The following is a 19,775-nucleotide window of genomic DNA, read 5'->3' on the forward strand; positions in this document are numbered from 1 at the left end:
GGGTTATCCTTTCCGGTTGCTTTCCATCAGGGAAAGGAAATGGTCAAAGAGATAAGAGGCATCGTGGGGACCGGGCGAGGCCTCGGGATGATATTGTACTGAAAAAACAGGCAATCGTTTATGCTCCATACCTTCCAGGGTTTGATCATTTAGATTAATATGAGTTAATTCCACATCAGGATCCTTCATCGAATCCAGGTCCACCGAAAAACCATGGTTTTGAGAGGTGATCTCCACCCGGCCAGTCCTGAGATACTTAACCGGCTGGTTGGCCCCGCGGTGGCCGAACTTGAGTTTGGAAGTTATACCGCCCAGGGCCAGACCCAGGATCTGGTGGCCCAGGCAGATGCCGAAGATGGGCAGCATATCCAAAAGATTCCGAACCGTTTGGATGATCTCCGGATTGACGGCCGGATCACCGGGTCCGTTGGTCAGCAAAAATCCATCGGGTTTGACGGCCAGGATATCCCTGGCCGGGGTCAAGGCCGGTACGACCAGAACTTGACAGCCTCTTCGCTCCAGGGAGCGCAGGATGTTGTATTTCACGCCGCAGTCCAGGACCACGACCTTAAAGCCCGATCCCGAGACGTTCCAGGGATTCTTTATTTGTTCGGGAGATAGGGGCTGGACCTTTCCCTGAGTCCAGGAATAAGGCTGTGCGGCCGTTACCTGCCCCACCAATCCCTGCCCGAGCATGGGAGGAACGGCCTTGCTCTTTTCGATCAGAGCCTCGGGGTTCAGGCAATCGGTCGAGGCCCAGGCCCTCATGGCCCCATGGTTTCTCAGATGTCTGGTCAAGGCCCGGGTGTCAATCCCTTCCAGACCCAGGACACCACTTTTCATAAGATAATCGGCCAAAGGGGCCTGGGAGCGAAAATTGCTTGGGAAAGGCAGATATTCCTTGACCAGAAAGGCCTCAACCTGGATCCGGTCTGATTCCACATCCTGGTCGTTGATCCCATAATTTCCGATCAAAGGATAGGTCATGGTAACCATTTGGCCCTTATAAGAAGGGTCGGTTATCACCTCCTGATATCCGGTCATGGCTGTATTGAAAACGCATTCCCCACCGGCCTCACCAGGGCCGGTAAAGGACCTGGCGGGAAACACGGTGCCATCTTCTAAGGCTAACAAGGCTTTCATTTCAATTCCTGATAATCTCGGCAATCATCTCTGCCGCTTTTTGGGTGAGTCCTCTTTTGGATTTCAAGGCCTGGAGGCCGGCTTCCCCTCTTTCGGCAGCCTCCTCCGGATGCTCCAAAAAATAATGCATCCCTTCCGTCAATTCAACCTCGCCGGCCACACCGATTCCGGCCCCGGCCTTTTCTAAAAAGTCCCGGGCATCCTTAAAATCATCCATATAGGGTCCGTAGAAAACCAACTTTCCCCAGGCCGCCGGCTCCAAAATGTTCTGTCCTCCCTTGGGGACCAGACTGGCCCCGCAAAAAACCAGGGTAGCCAGGCTATAGAGGGCAAAGAGGTCTCCGATTCGGTCGACAAGGATGACCGCTTCTTTCCGGAGCCCCCCGGATTGAAGAATCCGGCTGTAAAGCTGGTAAGACACCCTTTGTTTTTTTAATAAGTCCTCTATCTCCGCACATCGATTGATATGGCGAGGGGCCAGGATGAGGGCCAGATCCGGGAAATGGGTCCTTAAACGGTTATACACGGAAAGGAGAATCGCTTCTTCCCCTCCCCGGGTACTTCCGGCCACTATGACAGGCCCTTCCTCGGAAAGAAGAAGCCTTTGCCGGATCTTGGTCTTTACAGTTTCCCGGCCCTGATCCAACAGACTGTCATATTTGATATTCCCCAGGATATGGACCTGCTCCGCCCTGGCACCCAGGGCGATCAAATTTTTGGCGTCATCCCCATGCCTGACCATCAAGACCTTGAAATTCCTGAGCAGGGGTCCTATGAACCAGCGGATTTTGGAATACCGTCTGAAAGAACGCTGCGAAATCCGGCCATTGACCAGGATCAGTTTACAACCCGATCGACCCGCCTGAAAAAGAAAGTTTGGCCAAAGTTCCGTTTCCAGGGCGATAAAGGCCCTGGGACGGAAAAATTTTAAGGCCCTTTTGACACATAGCCAAAAATCCAGGGGATAATAGATAAGGGGTATATCTTTTCCCAAGAGCTTTTCGGCTGTTTCCCTTCCTGCCGGGGTTGTTGTAGAAAGAAGGAGAGGAACATCGGGGAGTTGCTCTTTGATCCTCTGTGTCAGGGCCACCGCTGCCTTGACTTCGCCCACTGAGACGGCTTGAATCCAGATGGGTCTCCCATTGGGCAAGGTTGCCTCCGGCCGAAGGGATTGCGGGTAACGACCTAATCGTTCGACCAGATGGTTACTATACTTTCCTTGGGACAGATTATACAAGATTAGGAAAGGAAACCCAACTAAAAAAAGAATTCCAGCTAGGATATTATAGCAGATAAGACCTAATGGCATAAAAAAATTATTATTTTCAAATAGATAAGATAAACTGATTGTTGCTGGTTATAGTATTTTTTAGCCAAAGGGTCAAGTTTAAATATTTTTGGTTTCAGTTTTTATCTCCAATATCCGGTCGAGACGAAAATGACGCAGGTCCTGCCTTTCATGGCAGTAGGCGCGCAGGCCTTCGAATCGTTTTCCTCCATATTCCATCATCTCAATAGACTCGGGGCGGATGCGGCGGCGGGATTTGGTGTCATCCGGTTTGAGATAGATGATCTCCAGGTCTTTTTTTTCCTCCATCACCTCTTTAATGATCCTGACCTTGTCGACATAAGAAAGTCTTTCTTCGGCCTTTTTATATTGAAACCGGGTCAGAAATTTAACCACCCTGAAATCCATCAGAATGTGATGCTTTTGAATGGGCTTGGAAAGAATCAGGCCTTTAAGGCTGGTGCAGCGGCTCAGGGCCACATAAACCTGCCCGTGGGCGAAGGTACCCCGGCCGATGTCGATGACCACCTTTTCAAAGGTCTTGCCCTGACTCTTGTGAATGGTAATGGCCCAGGCCAGTTTCAGGGGGTATTGGGTGAAGGCGCCCACCGGTTGGGAAAATATTTTCCGGGCATTGGCATCGTAGGTATATTTTAAGATCTCCCAGGTAACGGGCGTAACCCGGGCAACCGTATTGTCCTCCAACTCCACCTGGATGGTATCTTCTTCCCCACGGCGGGAAATGATCCCGGTGATCTTGCCGATCGAGCCGTTGACCCAGCGGCCAAGGGGATCATTATTGAGAAGCATGACCTGGGCCCCGGTTTTCACTTCCAGAATCGTCTCGGTGGGCAGGGCCGAGGGTTCGAAGTCGCCTTCGATAAGGCCTTGAAAGGTAACCGCTTTACCCGCAAGACGATCCAGTTTTTCCTGATTTCTCTGAAAGGCCTGGTCATTGGTACTGGTCAGATAAATATAAAAATCATCTGCCTCCGGAAGAAAATCCGGGGCGCAATTTTGATTGAGCCGGACCATATCGGCATCGGTGATGGAACGGTTCCGGATGGCGTTGAGAAGACCGATGAAATCTTCATCAGTCTGGCGGTAGATCTTTTCCAGCTCCACGAATTCCATTTCAAAACGAGGGGTCGTAAAAATTCGGGAGGAAAAAAAATAAGGGGTTTCATATTGAAGGCGGAAAACGGCCTTTTCAGCCGAGGTGACCACGGGAGGGAGTTGATAAAGGTCGCCGATAAAAATCATCTGGATTCCGCCGAATGATTTTTTAGGCTGCCGGCCGTTGAGGCGGAGGAATTTCTCCACACAGTCCAGGAGGTCGGCCCGGACCATGGAGACTTCGTCGATAACGATGGTTTCCAGTTGTTTATAGAGGGTCGGCCGCTTGCTGTCCTTTGGGCTCTTTTTTTTGACCTTATCCAGGGAAATATCCGGTTTAAAGCCGCAAAAGGAATGGATGGTCTGCCCCCGGACATTGAGGGCCGCCACCCCGGTAGGGGCCAGGACGGCGATCTTTTTGCGGGTCATTTTTCGAAAATGATCCAGCAAGGTCGATTTTCCCGTCCCGGCCTTCCCGGTGACAAAAAGATGCCGGTCGGTATTCTCCATCAGCTCCAGGGCCTGCTGAAATCGCTCATTGATCTCGATCGGGTTGGTTTTGGGCATGAGGTTTAGGTAACATTGTTTAACAGGGGGTGTCAACGGCAATTGGAAAGGCTAAGGAATAGGGGGCCAATTTGTCTTGACTTTTCCTGATTTCTTTTCTACTTAAATGACGTTGATATTTTCCAATATTGGAGGGGATAGATGCTCGTCTCAAAAAGCAAGTGTTTTTGGGTAGTTTTGGCATTGGTGGGGATGATGATCCCCGGTCTGGCCCATTCGGCTAATTTTCCGAACAAACCTATTACCCTGATCGTCCCTTACCCGGCCGGAGGGGCAACCGACGTGGTTATCCGGCCTCTGGCGGAAGCGGCCAAAAAATATCTCGGCCAACCGGTGATTGTGGAAAACAAAGGCGGCGGCGGCGGAGCTGTAGGCGTTGGCAGCATTATCGGGAAAAATCCGGATGGCTACCTTCTTTCAGTAGTGGTTACCAGCCTCCACCGGGTTTCCTATATCAATAAGCTCTCTTTTGATACGGTAAAGGATATAACCCCCGTCATGCGGGTTGGCGGTTACCTTTATGGTATCCTGGTCAATCAAAATTCCCCCCATAAGACTCTGAAAGACCTGCTGGATTATGCCAAGGCCAATCCTGGAAAGCTCAGTTACATGGCTTCCGGGATCGGAACCGGTGGGCATATCGCCATGGAAGAACTGGGCTATTTTTCCGGAGGCCTCAAGTTCAATCATCTGCCTTCGAAAGGGGACCAGGAATCCTCCACAGCCCTTCTGGGCGGTCACGTAGATGCCATTTCCACGACATCCGGCTGGATCCCCCTGGTCGAGGCCGGAAAACTGCGATTATTGGCCACCTATGGAGACAAAAGGACCAAGCGGTATCCCAACATACCCACCGTATATGAGCTGGGGTATAAATTTGTTCATACCTCTCCCATCGGTATTGTGGGCCCCAAAGGGATGCCCAAAGAGATCATCAAGGTCTTGCATGATGCCTTCAAGAAAGCCCTGGATGATCCCTTGTTTTTAGAGACCATGGCTAAATTCGAGATGCCGGTCATGTATCAAAATTCGGAGGATTTCGGGAAATATTGGGCCGAGGCTTATGGTGAAGCCGGGGAACATGTCAAAAAATATATGAAGAAATAGCCGACTTGAAAAAATCGTCCTCGATCATCAATATCATCTGGATCGCCTTTTCGGCTGCCGTTGCCCTGGAAGCCTGGCGTTTGGACCCGGGTAACCTCCATTCCCCCGGGCCGGGTTTTTTGCCTTTTATAGCCGCTGTGCTCCTGGGAATTCTGGCGGTAATCGCTTTTATCCAGACCCTGAAGGAAAAGGCCTCCCAGGACAAGGGATTCCTCTCCTTCGGGGATTATTTGATCAAGGTAGGTTTCCTGACCGGGGCCTTGATCGTTTACGTCTTTTTACTTAATGTACTGGGTTTTTTATTGGGGACCTTTCTCCTGCTCCTATTGTTATTCCGGATAGTCGAACCCTTAAGGTGGCGAACGGTTTTGATGGCCACTCTGATCACCTTGGGTGTCGTTTATCTCCTTTTTAACGTATTCTTGGGGACCCAGTTGCCCAAAGGGGTTTTAGGACTGTGACAGACAACTCAGGATGCATGATTATTAACTTATGGATGTAATTAACCAACTCCTTCTGGGTTTTTCGGTAGCCTTTCAGCCGGTCAACCTGTTTTATTGTTTTTTGGGCTGCTTGATCGGGACACTGGTCGGGGTGCTGCCCGGTCTGGGGCCTACGGCGGCCATGTCCCTGTTGCTTCCCACCACCTTTCACGTGCCTCCGGTTTCGGCCATCATCATGTTGGCCGGGATCTATTACGGGGCCATGTACGGCGGGTCCACTACCTCCATCCTGGTCAATATTCCAGGTGAGGCCGCTTCCGTCATGACCTCCCTGGACGGCTATGCCATGGCCCGCCAGGGGAGAGCCGGCCCGGCCCTGGGAATATCCGCTTTTGGTTCCTTTATAGCAGGCACCATTGGACTGGTTGGATTATCCTTTCTGTCTCCTCCCCTGGTCTCTTTCGCCCTCAAATTCGGACCTCCTGAATATTTTTCCCTCATGTGCCTGGGCATGGTGGTCCTCACCTTCCTGACCTCCGCTTCCATGATTCAATCTCTAATGATGGCCTGTTTGGGGATCATTATCGGGACAGTAGGCACTGATACGGTATCGGGGTCCACCCGTTTTACCTTCGGGATAATGGAGTTGATGGATGGTGTGGGTTTGGTCCCTTTGGTAATGGGCCTCTTTGGTATCTCCGAAATACTTCTCAATCTCGAACAGAAGATCAATCGGGATATTTTTATGACCCGGGTCAAAGGTCTGCTTCCGACGGCCCAGGATTGGCTCCAGGCCAAATGGGCCATCCTCCGGGGAACAGTGATCGGGTTTCTGCTCGGTATCCTGCCCGGCGGCGGAGCGGTCCTGGCCTCCTTTGTGGCCTATGCCATAGAAAAAAAGGCTTCCAGGACACCGGAAAAATTCGGCTCCGGTATGATTGAAGGGGTGGCCTCTCCCGAATCGGCCAATAATGCAGCGGCCCAGGCGGCCTTTATCCCCCTTTTGACCCTTGGACTTCCATCCAATGTCGTCATGGCCGTACTTTTGGGGGCATTGATCATCCACGGCGTAACGCCGGGACCTCTTCTTTTAAGTCAACACCCCGATGTTTTCTGGGGGGTGGTGGCCAGCATGTATCTGGGCAATATGATGCTTCTGGTCTTGAACCTCCCTCTTATCGGGATCTGGGTTCAACTCCTCAAGATCCCCTATCCTTTGATGATGCCCATGATTATTATTTTCTGCCTCATCGGGGCCTATTCCATCGCCGGCAGTACTACCGATATCTATATCATGCTTTTCTTCGGGGTCATCGGCTATTTGATGAAAAAACTCCGCTATGAGGCCCCTCCCCTGGTCCTGGCCTTTGTTTTGGGGCCCATGCTGGAGTATTACCTGAAATCATCGCTCATGTTGTCCCACGGAAGTTTCCGGATCTTTTTTATCCGCCCTATTTCAGCCGTTTGCCTGATCATTACCTTATTGCTTTTATTTCTTCCTGTTCTGAAGACCTTTCGAGGGAAACGGGTAGCCGTTGCTGAAAAAGCCGAAGATCTCTCTTAAACAGGGAATGGGGGAGGCTCTTTGGGATTCGCTTCTACATAAAGAAAGATTAAAAACGGAAAAGCCGAATTTATCAGCCTTGAAGAATTGAAGGCTAACCGCAAATGCTGATGACTTGAACAGCGGGCGTTGGTGATAACTTTTGGGACAGTTTATATACTTAACGATGATCCTGACTGAATTTTTCAGTCACGTTTGTCAAGACCGATATTGTGAATTCTATTCCAGTATCCGCGACAACCGGACCGAGTCCCTGCAGACCATCAAATCCCAACAATTTTTTCCATACTCGGTTTGGTAGAGGATCAACTCTGATTTGCCGGGTATATCTTTTTCCATTTCCTGCCCATTTTGGTTTTCCCTCACTTTTTTCTCATGGTTCCACCTCCTCGCCGAAAAGAATAATTGTCCCGGCTTGGGGCGGAGTATCGAAACGAACCTCCCGGCAAACTAACCCGAAATAAGTCAATTCAGAATCAACGTCCCCCTTTACCCTTTACGATCATTGGCGCCCCCGCAGACGGCACCAACCAAGCCATTGGACACCGATGTTACTTGCTCGCAGGGCCTCAGGATTGAAAATTATCCTTGGCCAGGATACCGAACTGCTTCATTCTATTCCAGATGGTTACCCGGGAAACCCCCAGGATCCGGGCGGCTTCCGATTGATTGCCTTTGGCTTGCTTGAGGGCCTCCAGAAGTTCCTGCTTTTTCTTTTCCATGGGATTGACCGGGACTCTTTCCGGGGAAGGTGTCCTTCCGGACCTCTGGAAAAGACTGGAAGGCAGATGGTGGGGTTGGATCAAGCCTTCCGGACAGGTCACAAAGGCGTATTCAAAAACACTCCGGAGTTCCCGGATGTTGCCCGGCCAATCGTAGCCCATGAAGACCTCCATGGTTTCCGGGTTTATTCCCTGGATCGGTTTTCCGCTTTTAAGTTTCATCCGTCGGAAAAATGTCTCGGCCAATAAGGGGATATCCTCCCGCCTTTCTCTCAGGGCCGGCAACTGGACCGGGATGACATTGATCCTGAAGAAAAGATCCTCCCGGAAAAGCCCTTTATCCACCAGGGTTTTCAGATCCTTATGAGTTGCTGAAATAATCCGCACATCAATAGGTTTGGGTTTGTGATCCCCCACCCGTTCAATCATCTTATTTTCCAGGACCCTTAATAACTTGACCTGGGTGGAAAGGGGAAGATCCCCCACTTCATCCAAGAAGATATCGCCGCCATGGGCCGCCTCAAACCGGCCTTCCCGGTCTCGAATGGCGCCGGTGAAAGCCCCTTTCACATGCCCGAAAAGCTCACTTTCCAGCAAGGACTCCGAAAGGGCCGCACAATTGACCTTGACAAAAGGTTTGCCCTGGCGGGGGCCGCTTTCATGAATGGCTTCGGCCGCCAACTCCTTTCCGGTGCCGCTTTCCCCGAATATAATCACCGGGGCATCGGACTGGGCCACCTTGGCCAGGAGATCAAACACCCGAACCATGGGAGGGGACACCCCCAGCGAGCCATGGAAACCATCCCTGGACCGGAGTTCCCGGCGGAATTCCTCTATCTGGTGGTCTTTTTCAATGATCTCGGAAATGTCGGTCAGGGTTTCCACGGCCCCGATGACCTGGCCCGAACTGTCATGGAGTAAGGAAGCGTTTTTCAAAAGGTGAAAGGACTGCCTGTTTTTTTTCTTCATGGTGCACTGCTTCATCCTGATTTCACCGGATTTAAACAGGTTGCACCAGTGTTGCCCGGCCTGATCCCGGACGATATGGCACATATTGCAATCCAGGACGGAACAGGGTTTTCCGATCAACTCCCCTTCTTTATACCCCAGGAGCTTATCCACGGCCTTATTGACCGATACGATAACCCCCTTCCGGTCGACGATAATGATCCCTTCCTTAATGGTGTCCACCACGGTTTTCCAATAGCGGTTCATTTCAGGTTTCAACATAGGGCTTTACTCCTGTTAAATAATTAAACATTTGTTAAATAATAAGTTAACACATTAAACAGGTCCTGGCAAGCCCCCTTCAGGATTTACAGGAAAAAGATAACCAGAATGCAAAGCCCTTTCCCGGAATCCGCCTGTTGAAAGACCCCCAAAACGCCTTGGCACCAATTATGCTACACCCTAAGTCAACTGTGAAACTTACACCGAAAACCCAAAGGGAGGAAGATGATCATGACCGAATCGGAATTGACAACCATGCCGATAGCTAACACCGTCGATGCCCGGGGCAGTGCCTGCCCGGGTCCTATTCTGGAAGCCAAAAAGGGGATCGGCAAGGTCAAGGTAGGGGAGATACTGGAGGTCCTGTCCGGCGACCCGGGAACCCGCACGGATATCCCGGCCTGGGCCGGTAAAGTGGGGCATGACTATTTAGGCATTTTGGAATCGGACGGCAATGACCGGCTTTTTGTGAGAAGGAAAAAATAGGACGGAACCATGATCCCCAAGGATACAGAAGGGAAGATCCTCATTTTGGCCACCGATCATTGCGCTTATCCAGGGGCCAATTCGGTCGGACAGGCCCACAGCCCTTACCCGGCCAACACCTATATCCTCAGGGTGCCTTCTCCGGTGCTCTTTCCCGAAACCTTTTATCTGGATTGTTTTCAAAAAGGGATCGGGGGCATTCTCATCATGACCTGCGGCCATGAATGCCCCTATCCCGGGGCCTACGACGCCCTGGCCAAACGAATCGACCGGGTTTACGCCTTAATGAAAAAGAAGGACCTGGATATCCGCCGGCTCCGTTTAACGGCCATCTGTACGGTCTGCAACCGGGCCTTTCTCAAAGAGGTGAACGAAATGAACAACCTGGTTAAAGGACTGGAGCCAGTGGGCGTAAGGAGCGCTGCCGCTTGAGGGAGGAGGCTGGAGGCCGTTATCTGGGAAGGCCACGAAGCCTGAAAATGGTTTATTCCGAACTCCGAACTCTAAACTCCGAACTTTATTTTCATGTTAATCTAAGGAAATTATGGAGCATAGAAAATTAAGAACATTTGATACCCTGGTTATCGGCGGCGGTATCGCCGGACTCCAGGCGGCCCTGGATCTGGCCGAACAGGGTTTCAAGGTGGCCATCGTGGAAAAGGACGCCTCTATCGGTGGGAAGATGATCCGTCTTTCCAAAGTATTTCCCACATTGGACTGTGCCAGTTGCATCACCACGCCCAAAATGGCCGCCGCCGCCCATCATGAAAATATCACCCTCTTTACCTATTGTGATCTGAAATCTCTGGACCGTCAAAACGGTCTTCTTTCCGCCAGGGTGACCCAAAAGCCCCGGTATGTGGACCCGGCCAAATGTATCGGCTGCCGGCAGTGCGAATATGGCTGTCCGGTCTATGTGCCCGATGCGGAACAGGGGGGGTTCGGTGCCCGCAAAGCCATTTATATCCCCTTTTCCAATGCCGTCCCCCAGATTGCTCTGCTGGATGTGGCCAACTGCGCCTTATGCGGCAAATGCGCCAAAATCTGTCCGACCCAGGCCGTGGATTATTTGGAGCAGCCCGCGGATTTTGTCATCCAAAGCAAGACGGCGATTCTGGCAACCGGATTTAAGTTGACCCCTTTGAATCAAAAGGAAGAATACGGCCAGGGTCGGGTTGAAAATGTCATTACCTCCTTGCAGATGGAGCGCCTTCTGGCCCCTCACGGACCGTTCCAGCGGGTCATCCGTCCCTCCGACGGCAAGGAGCCGGGCTCCATCGCCTTTGTGCAGTGCGCCGGTTCCCGGGATAAAAGTCTGGGGATCCCTTATTGTTCCAGGGTCTGCTGCATGTACGCCATCAAGCAGGCCATGCTCCTTTCCGGCGCTCTGCCCATGGCCGATATTACCATTTACTATATGGATATCCGGGCCTTCGGCAAAGGCTATGAACAGTTCTTTCAAAATGCCCGGGCCATGGGGATCGAGTTTGTCAAAGCCAAGATAGCCAAAATAAAATCCGGTGAAAATCAGAATGTGGTCTTGAGTTATGAAAATCAGGAAGGGGACGGCGGCCTGATGCATCGGGAACATGATCTGGTTTCCCTTTCCCTGGGGATGGTGCCGGATTGGAACCCCGGAACAGTCTGCCCGGTGACCATGGGTGACGATGCCTTTATCCAACCCTACAGAGTCCACTTGGCACCGGCCTTGACCAATATGGAAGGGGTTTTTGCCGCCGGGGTGGCCCTGGGACCCAAAGATATCGTCGATACCATTGCCGAAGCCGGGGCCGCGGCAATGGAAGCCTCCAACTATTTAACGGCCATGAAAAGAAAAGAGGCGGCTTGATGTTAATAGAATTAGTTAGACATGGCCTGGATTCCCGCCTCCGCCCTTCCCTCCGGCCTGTAAGCCCTACGGGCTGGAAGCGGGGACGGTGTCCCCAACGGGACGGAGTCAGGAATGACGAATCTTTACAGTGTCACCAATCGTAGCAGGAGAAAAAGATATGGCCACTGAAACAGAAAACAGGCCGGAAGAAATGGAAAAAAAAGTCGGTGTCTATATCTGCCATTGCGGCGGCAATATTTCAGACCATGTGGATGTCCGGCAGTTGGCGGAAAATGCCGGACATCTTTCCGGGGTGGCAACGGCCCGGACCAACATGTTCATGTGTTCCGATGCCGGCCAGGAACTGATCCAGGAAGACATAAAAAAGGGTCTGGTCAACCGTATCGTGGTGGCCTCCTCGCCCCCAGTCTGCATGAAACGACCTTTCGGGGGGCCATCAAACGGGCCGCTATGAACCCCTATCTGTATGAACATGCCAATATACGGGAGCAGGTCAGTTGGGTCCATCATGGAAAGCAGGCCACCGACAAAGCCACCCGGCTGGTGGCGGCGGCCGTGGCCAAGACGAAAAAGATGGAACCCCTGGACCCGATTCGGGTTGAAGCCAAAAACCATGCGGTCGTTATCGGAGGCGGGGTGGCCGGATTGCGGGCGGCTGTCGATCTTTCCCGGCGAGGCGTCGAAGTGGCCCTGATAGAAAAATCCCCCTTTTTGGGTGGCCGGGCGGCCGGCCTGGACAAACTGGTGCCCAGCGGAGAGTCGGCCCCTGAACTGATTCGCCAATTAGTCGGGGAAGTCCTGGCTGAAAAAAATATTACGATTTATTCCTGTTCCGAGATCGTCAAGGCCGACGGGTATGTGGGAAACTTTAAGCTCACCTTTCAGAGAAGACCTCCCGAATTGAATGGGGATCCAACAAAGCAGGCCTTCCCGGATTACAAAAATGCCGCCGTGGGTGCTTTTATCCCCTTTGCCGGATACTTCCCGCAACCCATCCCGGAAATAACCGAAGAATTCACCCTCCATACCGGGGCCGTCATCCTGGCCACGGGATTTAAATCCTATGACCCCTTACCAGGGGAATATGGTTTCCAGGAACACCCGGAAGTCATCACCCTGCCGGAGCTTATCCGGCATATGGCCCGAACCGGCTCTCAAGGGTCTCAACTGGAATTGAACGGCAAAAGGATCGAACGGCTGGCTATGATTCACTGCGTAGGCAGCCGGCAGATACCGGGTATTCATGAACCCGGTCCGGAAGGCATCCTGAACGAATATTGTTCCAGAACCTGCTGCAGCGCCACCCTCCAGGCCGCCAGCGTCATCAGGGAAAAATACCCGAAAACAAGGGTCTTTGAATACTACCGGGATATCCGCACCTACGGTCGGGGACAGGAAGAATACTATGAACGGGCCTCGAAAAATCAGGTACTCTTTTTGCGTTTCGAGCCGGATGCCCCTCCGGTGATCGAGGCGGCTGCCGGCTCAGGACACCCTTTAAAGGTGACGGTAAAAGATACCCTGACCTTCGGAGAGGAAATTGAAGCCGAGGTGGATCTGGTGGTCCTGTCCGTAGGCATGGAGCCGAATGATATCTCGGAACTGGTGGAAATGATGAAACTGCCGGTAGGTTCCGATCGCTTTCTGCTGGAAGTCCATCCCAAGCTCCGTCCGGTGGAAGTGGCCAAGACCGGTGTCTTATTGGCCGGGACTTGCCAGGCCCCCATGGATATCAGTGAGGCCTGCAATGCGGCCCAGGCGGCTTCGGTCAAGGCCTCGGCTTTGTTGACCAGGGGGTATGTAGAGTTGGATCCTTATGTAGCCCAGGTCGACCTGAGCCGCTGCACCGGCAATGGCCTTTGCGCCGCCGTCTGCCCTACGGAAGGGGCCTTACAAATGATGGACAGGGTTGTTGACGGGCAAAAGGTCCGGCGGGCCCGGGTCAACCCGGCCCTTTGCACCGGATGCGGTATCTGCGTGGCCGTCTGTCCTGATAAGGCCATCGATATCAACGGCTGGAAGCTGGAGCAGTATGAAGCCATGGTGGAAGCCATAGCAGGATAGAGTTCGGATTTCGGAATGCGGATTTCGGAATTAAAACGAGTCATGAGGAATAATTCCAAATAGAAGGAAAACCATGAAAGAGATGACCGGCCAGGAGGCCTTAAAAAAGCTTAGAGACGAACGCCAAGTCTGGATAGAGCAGGCCAAGAGCCTGATAAAAGAACAGAGTTCGATCATAAAAAAAATCAAGGAGCACCTCCAGGGTGATGGCAAAACCGTGCCGGAAATCGCCCGGGCCACTGGAATCAAAAGCTCAGAGGTCCTTTGGTTTGTTATGGCCCTGAAGAAATACGGCCAGGTGCTCGAGGGTCCGAAAGATGGCGACTATTATAAATATGAACTCACCAACCCCTAACCCGGACAAGCCGGAACCAAAAAATTCGTAACAATTTAGCCCTTTGAAAAACTTGAAACTTTTGTTTGAAAATCCCGACTTTCGCACACGTCATTCCGGTGAAAACCGGAATCCAGGTGTTATGCTGCGACGAAAAGAACCTATAGGGGTAGGAACGGTGCATTGGTTTGCACCGCCCCTCCCTCCGAACCGGACTGGCGGATCTCCCGCATCCGGCTCTCCAGTCGGTGGTTATCCTCATGAGGACTGAAGCAAGGCGCGATGGGCATTATAAAGGCTAAAATACCCAAGGTCCTGAAAGTATTTGTTTGGCCATCGTATGTTGTCCTTGCCCCGGCTAATCCCTTTGCCTTTGCTGTAGCCCCGCAGGATACTTCTGAGCCTGCGTCTTATCCAGCCGTCCAGTGGCTTGAAGGTCGTCCAATGGCTGTGCTTGAAGTATTCAAACCATCCTACGCTCGTTTTGTTGACCTCATCGATGATCTCCGCAATACTGCGGCCATTGCTGCGTTTGGTCTTACGGCGAATGGTGTCTTTGAATTTCTTCATGCTCTTCTTGCGCGGCCAGCGGGTGCCCTTCTCAAAGTGATAGCCGAGAAAGTCGAAGCTCTGGCCGGCTTGTTGTGTGTTAACCAAACTGGTTTTGTCCGCGTGCAGGGTCAGACCCCGAGCTTGGACCAGTTCGTTCACCCGCGTCAATGCCGCTTGAGCTTCTGGCTGGCTCTTGCACAGGATGACGAAATCGTCCGCATAGCGAACCATCTCGTATCCCTCCGTCTTCATGACCTTGTCCACCTCGTGCAGATAAATGTTGGACAGCAGCGGGCTGATCACCGCCCCTTGTGGCGAGCCCGTTTCCGGCGTCCACAGTTTCAGGTCTTGCAAAATCTGCTGTTTGAGAAAGCTTTCGATCAATTCCAGTACGCGGCTGTCAGCGATGCGCTGTTGCACCTCTTTCATCAGGCGTTCATGCCCGATGGTTTCAAAGTAGCTCTTAAGGTCGGCGTCCACTACCCACGTGTTGCCTGCCCTGAGCAATCGCTCGACGCTTCGAAGGGCATCCTTGCACCCTATGCCGGGCCGGAAGCCAAAGCTGGTGTCCATGAACTCATGCTCGAAGATCGGTTCGATGACCATCTTGAGCGCTGTCTGCACCACTTTGTCCCGCACCGTCGGTATTCCCAGCGGCCGCTTGTCCTTGCTGCCGGGCTTGTCGATGTAGGTGCGACGTATCGGCCTGGGCCGATATGTACCGGTGCGCAGTTCCTCTTCAAGTTTTGCCAGGTTCTTCGTCAGTTGCTCCTCAAACTGTTCCAGACTTTGTTGGTCCGATCCTACCGCGCGACCTTTGCCTCTGACCTGTTGCCATGCCTCCAGAAGGACTTGGGGCCGGTGTACCTTGTCATTCAGGCTGAACCAAACGCCTCCTTTCACCCCCTTTTCCAGGGCCTCCAGCATACGATCCGTCCATACCGTACGTTGTACCCAGCTCCATTGACCGGAACGGATTTCTCCTGCTTGCTTAGTCCTTGCGGGCACTGTCGCAGGTTTGTTTTCGCACGCTATGTCCTTCACCTATCCACCTTCCTGCGTCCCTTGACTCCACGGGCATTACCCCGCTTCCTTGCTAATATGGACGCTCTGACTCCTGCCCGTACGGCTCTCCGTCTACTTGTTGAGCAGACTCGATTCCAACCTTTACACAGGCAGGTCTCCCTGGTTCACATGGCGCGACCTTCAATGCATTCCGTCACCAAACACCTGACGCGTCCCGTCATCGCTTTTGTGCTGCCCGCCCAGCGTGATGGGCTTCCAGGACCATTTCGCTTCCGTGGGACTCGCAGTCGTTCACGGGGTTTATACCAACCTGGGGTAAGCTTTCGCTCCTGGTCTGGACTTCGCCTCGAATCCGCAGGCTCGTCACTACGTACGGCCGAATCGTGTTCGCACTATTACTACGGACTGCATGTTCGCCTTGGGTTGCTCCCCACCCCACCTCGCGGTGACGCAGTTACCTTTGGCTACCGGGCTCGGGCATCTCCCGGAGGAGGACTTTCACCTCCCAAATCACGCCTGCTTCCAGGCGCACGGATTCCGGTTTTCACCGGAATGACGGAGAGGTTGTCGACGTTTTTTGAAAAAGCTAAACTGATACAAAAAATTCTATCCATTTTGCGTAGAAATTTATTCCTAAGTTACTAAGGGAGAACGATGATGGCTGACCGGATTGATCCTGATTTGATGACCCAATTAAAAAAGTTCGGCCTGTCCGATGCCACGGAATGCTTCAATTGCGGCAATTGCACGGCCGTCTGCGCTTTGTCTTCGGAATCCACCCCCTTCCCCAGGAAGGTCATCCGCTATTTGCAGTTGGGCTTAAAATCCAAACTGGCCGGGAGCGTGGAACCCTGGCTCTGTTATTACTGCGGCGACTGTTCCAAAACCTGTCCGCGGCAGGCCAATCCGGGGGAAGTCATGATGGGGCTCCGCCGATTTCTGACTGCATCTTATGACTGGACCGGCATTTCGCGCCTTTTCTATACCTCAAAAATATTTGAAGTCCTGTCGCTTTTGGTGGTAGCCGCCCTGGTGGGCCTGGGCTTTTATTTCTTTCACGGTCCCATGCTGACCGATCGTGTGGCCTTAAATGTCTTTGCCCCCAACACGACCATTGAGATCCTGGACCTGATTATGCTGGGCGTCCTGTCTTTTTTCCTCTTGAGCAATGCTTACCGGATGTCAAAAGCCGTTATGGCCGACGGGCCGGCAGCCGGACCGGAGTCTCGGCCCAAAGGGATATTCGGGATCCCTTTGTTAGTTTATGCCAGGGAGGCCAAGGAATTCATCCTTCAGTTTACGACCCAGAAGAGATTTAACGCTTGCGGGACCCCCTCGCAAAGGACCCAGTGGCTGGTCCATCTACTGATCATGACCGGATACTCCACCGTCTTTCTGCTGGTGGTGGTGGGCATCCGTTGGTTTCAACGGGATGAAATCTATCCTTTATGGCACCCCATCCGGTTGCTGGGCTATTATTCCACCTTTGCCATCCTCTACGGTGTCACTTACGCCCTGGTCGGCAGGATCAGGAAAAGCAAAACCGTTTACCAGCATTCCCATTCATCGGACTGGGTCTTTTTAATCATGCTTTGGCTGACCGCTTTCAGCGGCATCTTGATTCACTTTGCCCAGTTGCTGGTTATGCCTCTGACCACCTACTTTATCTATGTCATTCACCTGATGATCGCTGTCCCTATGCTGGTCATTGAAGTCCCTTTTGCCAAGTGGACCCACCAGCTTTACAGGCCCCTGGTCCTTTATCTGACGAAAGTCAAGGAAAGGGCTCTGCAGGAGGAAACTGAATCCGAAACCATAATAGCCGTTCCCAAAGCCAATCTGGCGGAAATGGGCTAACCGAATCAACAAAGGAGAAACACCAATGGCGGAAAAAGAAGAAAAAGTCCTGTTTATCTGCACCCACGCCGGGGATGATCCGGAAAAGGCGGCCATGCCTTTTGTCATGGCCTGCGCGGCCCTGGCCATGGACGTCAAGGCCCTGGTGGTTTTGCAGGGCGAGGGCGTTTTCCTGGCTAAAAAAGGCTACTGCGAAACCCTGGCTAAACCGGGAGGCTTTGAATCCCTGACCAAACTGATTGCTGATTTTCTGGAATTGGGAGGGGAACTGAAGGTCTGTGTCCCCTGTATCAGGATCCGTAATATTGCCGAATCCGATCTGATTGATAAGACCGGGACAACGGCTGCCGGCCAACTCATCACCGAATCGCTCAAGGCCAACGCCGTCTTTACCTATTAAGCCTTCAGGTTCTGTGGGGCGCCACGAGGCATGAAAATGCTTCACAAGGCGATAGGCAATGGGCCAGGGGCTATAGGTTAAATGATCTTAAGATTTTTCCTTCACCCATAGCCTATAGCCTATTGCCCATCGCCATTTTGAGTTTTTTCGCACTTGAAACTTGCATCTTGCATCTTGAACCCTTTTTTTCTTATTAAAATACCGTCTCCCCAATAGAAATATACAGGCAATACCTTATTTTTCATTTACGGAAATGAAGATAGTATCTATGAAGGTAATATTAAAAAAAAATAAAGGTTGTTGCGTTCGTAAAAAGCTATGAAACGCCGCATTGCGGGGCTGTATCAGAAAATAACTTGGCAATAAAAAAGCTAAGTTATTTGGAAGTCTAAAAGCGCCGATTACGTCATTCCCGTGAAAACGGGAATCCAGTGTTTTAAATTAGGACGCTGATTTTCGCCGATACCCGCAGATAACTACTCTATATATTCAAAATCTTGGCAATCTGCGTCGATCTGCGTCCAAAAAGGAAATTCCTATACCCTTAAATTAGTTACATATAGCCTGGATTCCCGCCTTCGCGGGAATGACGAGTTATTACGAGACCATCAAGGTTTGGATTACCAAGGGTCGACGTGGGTTGAAAGGAGTGGTTTGCATGAAGAGGCCCCTTATTGGCTTGTTGGTGGTATTCTTTTTCTTTGGTGTCGTCGGGCCGGGAAAAAGTAATGGCCTGGAAAAACAAATCGCCCTGAAAGAGGCCGTTAAAACCGCCCTTGAAGAAAACCATGACCTCCGGGCCATGGGAAACAGGCTTTTCGCCCAGGAAGCCGATATCGGTATGGCCCGCAGTGCCTTCCTTCCAAAAATCGCCTTCGAGGAGAGGGCCACCCGCACCAACAACCCGCCGACGGCCTTTATGATGAAACTGAATCAAGGCCGGTTTTCCCAATCCGACTTTGAGATCGGTTCCCTCAACAACCCCCAACCGGTTACCGACCTCCAGACCCTGTTGACCCTTGAACAACCGCTTTATGACCCGAAAGTCTCCCTTGGGCTGGCTATGGCCCAAAAGGAACATGCGGCTCAGAATGAAAGCTATTACAGAAAAAAGGAGGAGCTGACCCTGAAAGTCGCCCGGGTCTATCTCCAGGTCCATACGGCTAAAGCGTTTATTGAAGTCAGCCAAAAGGCCCTCGAAGATGCCCGGGAACACTTGAGGGTCGTCGAAGTAAGATACAAAAATGGGCTGGGTCTTTACTCCGATATCCTGAGGGCCTCAACGGCCGTCACTTCGGCCGAGCAACAAATGGTCAGCGCCGAGAAAAATCTGGCCGTGTCTAAGAGGATGTTGGGGCTCCTCCTGGGGAAAACCGATCCTCTGGATACGGATGATCAAAATATCAGCCTCCCTTTGAACCCCATTAATTATTATACCGGGGCCTCTGAGGGAAGAAAAGACCTCAAGGCCCTGAAGATGCGCCACGAGAATGCCCAAAGCACGGTTAAGCTGGCGGAAGCCAAATATTTTCCGACCATCCATCTGGGAGGGACGTATCAGCTCAACGACCACAATACGCCTTTGGGTTCCGAGGGAAAATCCTGGCTTTTGTCTGCCGCCCTCCGCTGGGATTTGTTTGATGGGATGAACCGCAAATATGAGCGGGCCAAAGCCCTCCAAACGGTTAAGGAAACGGAAGAGCTGCTGAAAGGCCTTGACCAGATGGTCAGCTTCAAAATCCATGAGGCCTATCTGACGGTTCAAGAAGCGCAAAAAAATGCCGAGTTGGCCAGGGCGGCCCTCAAGACCGCCGAGGAAGGCCAGCGGCTGGTCAAGAGCCGCTATGAAAATTCCCTTTCCCCCCTGGTGGACTTTCTCGATGTCCAGGTGCACCTGAACCAGGCCAGGGCCGACCGGGTGGCCAAAGAGAATGAATATCTCTTTGCCCTGATCCATCTCGGATTCGAAAGCGGCACTATCCTGAAGGATTTAAATATAGAGTAAAGTTAGTGACAATGAACTC

General features: G+C 52.0%; 16 protein-coding genes and 1 pseudogene. 11 read left to right on the forward strand and 6 right to left on the reverse strand.

Annotation, left to right across the window (positions count from 1 at the left end):
* Nucleotides 1-3 precede the first annotated feature (3 nt).
* The 3 genes from carA to HY879_08630 all read right to left on the reverse strand — a co-directional run bounded on the left by carA (nt 4) and on the right by HY879_08630 (nt 4,114).
* The gene (gene carA / locus HY879_08620) at nt 4-1,143 is read right to left on the reverse strand and encodes a glutamine-hydrolyzing carbamoyl-phosphate synthase small subunit (protein ID MBI5603408.1); all 1,140 of its coding nucleotides are present in this window, start codon (nt 1,141-1,143) and stop codon (nt 4-6) included.
* Nucleotide 1,144: 1 nt separating this feature from the next.
* A complete protein-coding gene (locus HY879_08625) occupies nt 1,145-2,380 on the reverse strand; it encodes a 3-deoxy-D-manno-octulosonic acid transferase (GenBank protein ID MBI5603409.1) in 1,236 nt (411 codons plus the stop codon).
* Between the two features lie 150 nt (nt 2,381-2,530).
* Nucleotides 2,531-4,114, reverse strand: a complete 1,584-nt coding sequence (locus HY879_08630; protein MBI5603410.1) for an AAA family ATPase — start codon at nt 4,112-4,114, stop codon at nt 2,531-2,533.
* A 141-nt stretch (nt 4,115-4,255) separates the two neighbouring features.
* On the opposite strand from HY879_08630, the gene HY879_08635 reads away from it, so the two are divergent.
* The 3 genes from HY879_08635 to HY879_08645 are packed head-to-tail and all read left to right on the forward strand — an operon-like array spanning nt 4,256 to nt 7,228.
* A complete protein-coding gene (locus HY879_08635; GenBank protein ID MBI5603411.1) occupies nt 4,256-5,221 on the forward strand; it encodes a tripartite tricarboxylate transporter substrate binding protein in 966 nt (321 codons plus the stop codon).
* Between the two features lie 5 nt (nt 5,222-5,226).
* Nucleotides 5,227-5,682: a tripartite tricarboxylate transporter TctB family protein gene (locus HY879_08640; protein MBI5603412.1), complete on the forward strand. Its 456-nt coding sequence runs from the start codon at nt 5,227-5,229 to the stop codon at nt 5,680-5,682.
* A 31-nt stretch (nt 5,683-5,713) separates the two neighbouring features.
* Nucleotides 5,714-7,228, forward strand: coding sequence for a tripartite tricarboxylate transporter permease (locus tag HY879_08645; protein MBI5603413.1), 1,515 nt, complete (start codon nt 5,714-5,716; stop codon nt 7,226-7,228).
* Between the two features lie 219 nt (nt 7,229-7,447).
* Here the strand turns inward: HY879_08645 and HY879_08650 are convergent, their stop codons facing one another.
* The gene (locus HY879_08650) at nt 7,448-7,594 is read right to left on the reverse strand and encodes a hypothetical protein (GenBank protein MBI5603414.1); all 147 of its coding nucleotides are present in this window, start codon (nt 7,592-7,594) and stop codon (nt 7,448-7,450) included.
* 203 nt (nt 7,595-7,797) lie between these two features.
* Nucleotides 7,798-9,180, reverse strand: a complete 1,383-nt coding sequence (locus HY879_08655; GenBank protein ID MBI5603415.1) for a sigma 54-interacting transcriptional regulator — start codon at nt 9,178-9,180, stop codon at nt 7,798-7,800.
* A gap of 231 nt (nt 9,181-9,411) precedes the next feature.
* Between HY879_08655 and HY879_08660 the strand changes: the two genes are divergently transcribed.
* The 5 genes and pseudogenes from HY879_08660 (at nt 9,412) to HY879_08680 (ending at nt 13,937) form a co-directional block, all read left to right on the forward strand.
* Entirely contained in the window at nt 9,412-9,666 is a 255-nt protein-coding gene (locus HY879_08660) for a sulfurtransferase TusA family protein (protein MBI5603416.1), read from the forward strand.
* Nucleotides 9,667-9,675: 9 nt separating this feature from the next.
* Nucleotides 9,676-10,098, forward strand: a complete 423-nt coding sequence (locus tag HY879_08665) for a hydrogenase iron-sulfur subunit (GenBank protein MBI5603417.1) — start codon at nt 9,676-9,678, stop codon at nt 10,096-10,098.
* A 112-nt stretch (nt 10,099-10,210) separates the two neighbouring features.
* Nucleotides 10,211-11,515, forward strand: a complete 1,305-nt coding sequence (locus HY879_08670) for a CoB--CoM heterodisulfide reductase iron-sulfur subunit A family protein (GenBank protein MBI5603418.1) — start codon at nt 10,211-10,213, stop codon at nt 11,513-11,515.
* A gap of 160 nt (nt 11,516-11,675) precedes the next feature.
* Nucleotides 11,676-13,582, forward strand: a pseudogene (locus HY879_08675) (CoB--CoM heterodisulfide reductase iron-sulfur subunit A family protein).
* A 73-nt stretch (nt 13,583-13,655) separates the two neighbouring features.
* On the forward strand, nt 13,656-13,937 hold the full coding sequence (locus HY879_08680; GenBank protein MBI5603419.1) for a winged helix-turn-helix domain-containing protein: 282 nt from the start codon (nt 13,656-13,658) through the stop codon (nt 13,935-13,937).
* 237 nt (nt 13,938-14,174) lie between these two features.
* On the opposite strand, the gene ltrA is transcribed toward HY879_08680, so the two are convergent.
* Complete coding sequence (gene ltrA / locus HY879_08685) at nt 14,175-15,395, reverse strand: group II intron reverse transcriptase/maturase (GenBank protein MBI5603420.1); 1,221 nt, start codon at nt 15,393-15,395, stop codon at nt 14,175-14,177.
* Between the two features lie 753 nt (nt 15,396-16,148).
* Between ltrA and HY879_08690 the strand changes: the two genes are divergently transcribed.
* The 3 genes from HY879_08690 to HY879_08700 all read left to right on the forward strand — a co-directional run bounded on the left by HY879_08690 (nt 16,149) and on the right by HY879_08700 (nt 19,756).
* Entirely contained in the window at nt 16,149-17,351 is a 1,203-nt protein-coding gene (locus HY879_08690) for a 4Fe-4S dicluster domain-containing protein (protein ID MBI5603421.1), read from the forward strand.
* 25 nt (nt 17,352-17,376) lie between these two features.
* Nucleotides 17,377-17,751 (forward strand): DsrE family protein, encoded by a 375-nt coding sequence (locus tag HY879_08695; GenBank protein ID MBI5603422.1) that lies wholly within the window; start codon nt 17,377-17,379, stop codon nt 17,749-17,751.
* A 658-nt stretch (nt 17,752-18,409) separates the two neighbouring features.
* A complete protein-coding gene (locus HY879_08700; protein MBI5603423.1) occupies nt 18,410-19,756 on the forward strand; it encodes a TolC family protein in 1,347 nt (448 codons plus the stop codon).
* Nucleotides 19,757-19,775 lie beyond the last annotated feature (19 nt).

It is taken from the genome of Deltaproteobacteria bacterium (assembly GCA_016219225.1).
Taxonomy (GTDB): domain Bacteria; phylum Desulfobacterota; class RBG-13-43-22; order RBG-13-43-22; family RBG-13-43-22; genus RBG-13-43-22.

Bases quoted from the DNA above. Each gene is read 5' to 3' on its own strand.
- carA (MBI5603408.1), bottom strand. From the start codon at position 1,143: ATGAAAGCCTTGTTAGCCTTAGAAGATGGCACCGTGTTTCCCGCCAGG.
- HY879_08630 (MBI5603410.1), bottom strand. From the start codon at position 4,114: ATGCCCAAAACCAACCCGATCGAGATCAATGAGCGATTTCAGCAGGCC.
- HY879_08665 (MBI5603417.1), top strand. From the start codon at position 9,676: ATGATCCCCAAGGATACAGAAGGGAAGATCCTCATTTTGGCCACCGAT.
- HY879_08655 (MBI5603415.1), bottom strand. From the start codon at position 9,180: ATGTTGAAACCTGAAATGAACCGCTATTGGAAAACCGTGGTGGACACC.
- HY879_08660 (MBI5603416.1), top strand. From the start codon at position 9,412: ATGACCGAATCGGAATTGACAACCATGCCGATAGCTAACACCGTCGAT.
- HY879_08690 (MBI5603421.1), top strand. From the start codon at position 16,149: ATGATGGCTGACCGGATTGATCCTGATTTGATGACCCAATTAAAAAAG.
- HY879_08695 (MBI5603422.1), top strand. From the start codon at position 17,377: ATGGCGGAAAAAGAAGAAAAAGTCCTGTTTATCTGCACCCACGCCGGG.
- HY879_08635 (MBI5603411.1), top strand. From the start codon at position 4,256: ATGCTCGTCTCAAAAAGCAAGTGTTTTTGGGTAGTTTTGGCATTGGTG.
- HY879_08700 (MBI5603423.1), top strand. From the start codon at position 18,410: ATGAAGAGGCCCCTTATTGGCTTGTTGGTGGTATTCTTTTTCTTTGGT.
- HY879_08680 (MBI5603419.1), top strand. From the start codon at position 13,656: ATGAAAGAGATGACCGGCCAGGAGGCCTTAAAAAAGCTTAGAGACGAA.
- ltrA (MBI5603420.1), bottom strand. From the start codon at position 15,395: ATGCTGGAGGCCCTGGAAAAGGGGGTGAAAGGAGGCGTTTGGTTCAGC.
- HY879_08670 (MBI5603418.1), top strand. From the start codon at position 10,211: ATGGAGCATAGAAAATTAAGAACATTTGATACCCTGGTTATCGGCGGC.
- HY879_08645 (MBI5603413.1), top strand. From the start codon at position 5,714: ATGGATGTAATTAACCAACTCCTTCTGGGTTTTTCGGTAGCCTTTCAG.